Below are 6432 nucleotides of genomic sequence, written 5' to 3'. Positions count from 1 at the left end.
TCGTGTCACGCAGCCTCCAGCAGCACGCCCTTCCTGCCCCCTCTGTGATGCGTCGATCTACATGACGCGGTCATGGTGCGAACCACGCAGGCAATGGCATTGAATCTCTGGCCCGGTGTCAGAGGCACATTCACCTCAATCAAGGAGTCTTCATCATGACGAATTCTATCGTCGGCGATAACACCAACCGTAGCCAGCGCAGCCTGCAGGAAGCGACCACGACGGCGGCATCAGCCGCTGGTGCTGGCGTGAACAGCGATGCGGCTGGAAACGCATCCCCACCCTCCATGGCGGTGCTGGAACTGGTGCTGGACAACGGCATTTCCCAAACCGACAAGATCACCAATGATGGTCGGGTCAGAGTCAGCGGCATTGAGGAGGGTGCGACCTGGCAATGGAGCACGGACAACGGCGCCAACTGGAGCAATGCTTCGCGTGAGAGCAGCGGAGTGGTTGAACTGTCGGGTGACGGGGCGAAGTCGCTGCTGGTCAAGACCACGAGCAAGGAGGGGGTGGAATCGACCAGCCAGATTAATTTTGTGCTGGACACTTTTATCACGCCTGTATATGCGCGCCCAAGCAACGCCTCTGAAAGTGGATATATCGGACTAAATGGCAACGCTGAAAAGGGGTCAATGATCACGGTGCGATCTGATTACAATTCCAAAATACTAGGCACTGTCAAGGCTTCCTCTGATGATGGGAGCTGGTCCTTGCCACTGCCAGGCACCATCAAGATCAGCGGCCTCGAGAGGGTAGATGGCAGCGCCGGATCTGCCAACGGCACCTATACCGTGCTCTCGAGCGAGGAGGCGGAAGGCTTGGTCAATCAATTCAGCAAGGACTTTGCCCCGGAAGGAAAATCCCTTCTCGATACGTCCAGGACGACGTTCAAGATGACCAACGATTCAGAAACCTGGTATCTCTGGCATAACGTCGATGGCAGCTACCGAATCTCGAAGCTGAGTGGAACAGAAGAGTGGTACCGGGCTGATAGTGCCTATCCTGGACAGTCATCGCCGAGGTACGGCCAACAATCATGGAGCGCCGTTGACATCTCGGCCAAACAGTTGGCTTTGGAGGAGTTAAAGAGCGAGACTGAGCGTTCACATCTGAAGAAACTCGATAAGGTACTACTTGAGGACACCGGATTTGAGGATGTGAGCCGGGTGATATTCGACATCACGCAAGAGGATATTGCTGGAAACATCAATCAAAATGGATCAGCCCACCTCTACGTAAAAACTACTGCTCCCATCCAGATTGACATGAACGGCAACGATGACGGAGTTGGCCGATCCACAAAAGTTACCTCCGCCATGCTACGAAACGGGGTGGCCTTTGCTCCTGATGTCAGCTTTCCTTCCAATGCCGATCACCACGCGATTGATGAAATCTGGGTCTCGTTTCGTGGTCGTTCCCAGGATTTGCCAGGCGACCAGATCGTCCTGGATGGTGAATGGTCGAGGAATCAGGATATCGCCCCCGTCAACGGAAAAACGATAGGCTCCGTATCTTGGGTTAACTATAGCTATAACAAAGGTTTCTATGACGGACAGCTCCGGCTCACCAAAAATGATCTTGAGACCGGCCGCAAATATTTCTCCAAAGCCGAAGCAGAAGAAATCATCGAAAACATCAAGTTCAAGAGCACCAGTGGCAAGGGAGGCGATATTGCGATGTACGTGAGCGTGAGGGGGAACTTCACAACAGAGGATAGGTGGGGAGCGAATTTGGACATCGACGAGTATTACCTGGCGGCTGAAGCGCAACCTGCCGGTTCCAAAGACGAACCGCCCAAACAGGATGTGATTCCCGCAGGGGCCGCCAGGCTCGAGCTGGTAGAGGACAGCGGCATTGATCGATCAGACAAGGTCACCAACGATGGCAAGGTCAGGATTTCCGGCATTCCTTCGGACGCAAGCTGGCAGTGGAGTTCAGACCAGGGGAAGACTTGGAGCAAGCAATCCACCGAGAGCGAAAGTCATGTCATCCTCACAGGAGATGGTGAAAAAAACCTGATGGTAAAGGTGATGGATAAAAGCGGTAAAGAATCCACCAGCACCTTGGCATTCACTCTTGACACGGTTGCCGAGCGGCCATCCGTGCAAGCAGAACTCGTCGACACTCCCACTCCCTTGTTGAAAGGCACGGCTGAAAAAGGAGCGCGCCTCATCTTCCGGACCGCCGATAACCTTGGCCAGACATTGGGCAGCACCGTCGCCTCCATTGAGGACGGGTCGTGGAGCATGCCGTTCGTGATCAGCGAGAAGGTAACAGGACTCAAGAAATCCGATGGCAGTGAAAGCTCCGCCAACGGCGTTTATACATTATTATCGTTAAGCGAAAGCCAAGCCCTCCAGCACAGTTTCAGCAACGACTTTTCGTTCACCGGAAAGTCCGTACTAGATACATCCCGCAGTGTTTACAGCATGAAAACGCCAACCGAGACCTGGTATGTTTGGGCCCCGCTGGGCGAGAATTATCGCATTTCACGCACACAGGGTAGCGATGAGTGGTTTCTTCGGGAAGGTTCTAACGATTACTGGCCTCGCTGGGGCTCTTGGTATTCTAGCGATCTCACCGCTCTGCAGTTGCAAGCCGAGCCCGTATTAGAAGACGGTACGCGTTCCCATCGACAAAAGCAAAAGGGAGGCTTTGGTGAGGAACATGGATTCCCGGCGGATGCAGAGGGCCGAGTTCGGGTACAACAGATCGACATCGCTGACAATTTTAGTGAGGTAGCAGAAAGTCCTTATTATTTGGAAGCCAAAACGACGTCGCGCCGCCCTCTCGATATTGATCTTTCAACACCCGGATTCCAGTCGACAGTAGCGCATTACGCTACCGTATCTGACTTGATTCTTGGCGCGGCCTTCGTTCCAGATGCCGATAAACTGTTTATCAATACTTACTCCTATCCAAGGGCACTTCTATTTCAGTTCTCTGGAAGTGGTCTTGACATTGCAAAAGATCGGCTGCTGCTGGACGAAGGGATCAGCCTGGACAAGGATATTGCAATGCGATTCGGTAGAACCATAGGGGGCGTCACGGGAGTTGACTATTCTTTCGATGCCGACAGCAAAACACTGACGATTGAGGGATATAGTAGTAGGGTATTTCCTCCCGAGCTCAAGGAGCTAGGCGCCATCATCAAGGCAATCAAGCTCCAGAACCCAGAGAGTCAAACTGGAGAGCGGACAATGACTGTGAAGCCCACACGGTCGAATGAGGACGGGTTCTCATCCTGGTCTACCTCACTCATCGTAGGCAACGATAGTCTCGCGCTCAAAGCAGATCCCTACTCATCATCAACAGCAGATCATCGCGTTCAGATGTTGACCAAGACCGGCCTGCTGGAAACTGGCGTTTCACTTCACCAAGATATCCTTGCCCCTGCGTCGAATCAGATCCGGGCCCTGCAGGTCAAACTCTCGGGACCAGGGCTTAGCACTGAAGACAAGTTGCGGTTGGACTTGGGCATCCTGGTCCCACCGAAACTGTCGGCGACGCAAATCGAAGCAGATCATGGGCCTCTACGGTACACCTATGCCGCCAAGGAACAAACGCTTAGCATCGACAGTGCTTCAGGAAAGGCCCTCACGGGCGCCCAGGTCCAGGCGATAGTCAGGCTAGTCAAGCTGGTCAATCCCTTGGGTCTGGACGGCGAACGCCAGGCGCAGTTCAGGCTCATCGACATGGACGGAGAAATGGGCACGCCTTCGACCACAAGACTGCTTGTTGACACCCAGGCTCCTGTGCTGGACCTGGATTTCTTTACGCCCGGAACTCAATCGCTTTCAGAAAAGACGATCGGTCTCGGACGTGCGAACTCTGACGGGTACCCGGAGGGCTTGTTTTCGCACCGCATCACTGCTCCGATGGCCAACGATGTCGCCAGGATAAAGCTACAGTTTTCTGGGAAAGATGCGCCCCTAAGCTTCAGCGAGGATGTGCTCGCGCTCAAGAATGAGGATTATTGGCAACCCGTTGCAGAAATTGATCTGGGCAAATCAAACACCGTCCATGGTAAGTACATTGGGAAGCTTTACGATTTCAACTACACATACGATGCGGCCACGAAAGAACTGGTCTTTCAGAAGTGGCTGGGTGAAAGCTTCCTGGGCACGGAAGTCAAAGCGCTGCTGGAAAGTTTGCATTACAAGATCGGCTCGAAGGAGCCCGGCACACGTTCTATCGATATCACTTTGACCGACCAGGCCGGCAACAGTAGTTCGGCCACGACCAGAATCAAGGTGGATACAACGCCTGCCCCGGCGGTGAAGGCTGAGCTGGTAGCGCAAAATCAAATGAGTTACCAAGTCCTGAACCTGGGCGACATTCTCGGCCAGGTTCATCCTCACAATCTCAGCAAAGGCGAAAGTGTGAACCTGCCCCTGCCTGTGGGAATGGATGCCCAGACCTTCCTGGCGGCTGTCAAGGGCATCTCTGCTGAATGGGGAGGACGTGGCATCACTGGCAATCCCAATACGACTTTTGCCGAATACAAGAGCTATCTTGTCTTCGACAAGCCGCTGACATCCGGCCAGAGCTTCGGTATGGCCCACCAGAGCGGCGCATATGTGAAAGGCAATATGTTCAGCTTCACCGCGACGGCCGATGGCAAGGGACTGGTGCTCACCAACAAGGGCGGCTCCTACGCCAGCAACCTCGACATGTATCAGTTCGGCGGAAGCGAACAAAGCACCAATGGAAACTACGACATCGGCAACATCCGCATCCTTTATCAAGTCGATACCGGCATGAGCAACCTGAACCCGACGGTCAAGGTCAAGTTCAACGCAAGCGAGGCCAGCGTCGGGGATATCGTCTCTGTCAGATCGGGCAATTCGGTAGCCAGCAAGACCTTGACGGCGAATGATCTGGCCTCGCCAGAAGCGAGCGTCAGTCTGACTTTAGCAGAGAGCATACTCGGAAGTGATAACTACCTCTACACCGAGTATAAGGAGGCGTCCGGCAATATTGCGAGTGCGAACGAAATAACTGCCTACGCCGACCGACCACAATCTGTCGTCGCCCCGGTCCTAAGCGACCTCAACGTCGCCAGCCCCAACAAGGGAGGCGTTCAGGCACTCAATGATTCCACCACCCAGTATGCTTCGATCAGCGACCCCGGCGCCCCCTGGGCGCCCGGCAACTACGAACGCGGCTTGCTGTTTGGCGGCAAAGTCGGCGCCGAAGGCTCATCTGACAAGTACCTGATCACCGTGAAGATGGGCAGCAAGGTACTCGCCTTCGACACGGTCAATGCAGGCGACTTCACGCTCTCCTCGGCGGCCAACCTGATTGCACCGGGCCTGCACGAAGATCTGAGTTTCACGGCCACCAATATCACCTCCGGCAACAACAACGGCATGACCTCCACCGTGACCGGCCTGAAACTGGGCCACTACTGGGCCACCCAATTCCTGGGCGACACCCGTGGCGGCCATGGCAATGACAACTTCCTGCTGGGCGCGACGAAGAACGGCCTCAACACCCTGATCCAGACCAACGGCGGGGACGACACCCTGACCCTGGGCGCGTTCGGCAAGCAGGGCAACTTCGCCGCCACCATCACCGACTTCACCGCCGGTGCGGACAAGATCGCGGTCTTTGGCAAGAGCATCGACCTAGGCAACCTGCAGCAGTTCGTCAAGGAAGTCGCTCCCATCCAGGGCGGCAATGGAACCAAGGTAGTGGTCGATCTGGACGGCGCAGCTGCCGGCAACCAGACCTACACGCTGCATCTCCAAAACGTGGCCTATCAACCGGCCAATACGCATACGCTCTTTGGGATCTGATGCCAGACCCAGCCCCGTATCCCGGAGCGTGTTGACATAACCGACGCCGCACACCAGCAAGCTTCCCGTCCCAGGCCGCAGGCCTGAACAGAGGAAGCCCGGCGCAGGGAGGGATCACATCACAGCCCGCCATGAATGCATCCAAAAAGGCCGTCGGCCAGCGCATCAAGCGCGCCCGACTGGCCATCGGCTTCAGCCAGCGCAAATTCGCCACTGTGCTTGGGACCTTGCCCAACCACATCTGCCAGATCGAACAAGGACGCTGTATGCCCGGCAGCCGTCTGCTGCACGGCATGCATGTGCAATTCAACATCGACATCAACTGGCTCCTGACGGGCCAGCATCAGCCGTTCCGGCTCAATTCGCAGGAAATGGGCTTGCGCATGCTGCTTCACCACTACACCCGTGCAGACGAAACCGGCAAGCACCTCCTGTGCTCCGCGGCCTGCCTGCTGGCTACGGGCGAGCCACTCCCCGATGATGCGCCTGTGCTGCCGCCCGAGACGGCGGCGATGGAGCAAGGGGAGCTCTCTGATGGATGAACAATGGGTGACGGCAAATGTATGCCATACATGCGTGGCCTGCAGGCGAGATACTTCCGTTTTTGCCAACGGCAGTATCAGTGAAC

The 6432-nt window shown here is 55.6% G+C and carries 2 protein-coding genes; both read left to right on the top strand.

Features of this window, described 5'->3' with window-relative positions; all coding sequences use genetic code 11:
- The first annotated feature begins 155 nt into the window (after positions 1-155).
- On the top strand, positions 156-5804 hold the full coding sequence (locus ACP92_RS05420) for an Ig-like domain-containing protein (protein ID WP_013233116.1): 5649 nt from the start codon (positions 156-158) through the stop codon (positions 5802-5804).
- 131 nt (positions 5805-5935) lie between these two features.
- Positions 5936-6346, top strand: coding sequence for a helix-turn-helix domain-containing protein (locus ACP92_RS24040; protein WP_049788048.1), 411 nt, complete (start codon positions 5936-5938; stop codon positions 6344-6346).
- The last annotated feature ends 86 nt before the right edge of the window (positions 6347-6432 follow it).

This window comes from Herbaspirillum seropedicae (assembly GCF_001040945.1).
GTDB classification, from domain to species: domain Bacteria; phylum Pseudomonadota; class Gammaproteobacteria; order Burkholderiales; family Burkholderiaceae_D; genus Herbaspirillum; species Herbaspirillum seropedicae.
This window is presented reverse-complemented; position numbering and strand designations above follow the sequence as displayed.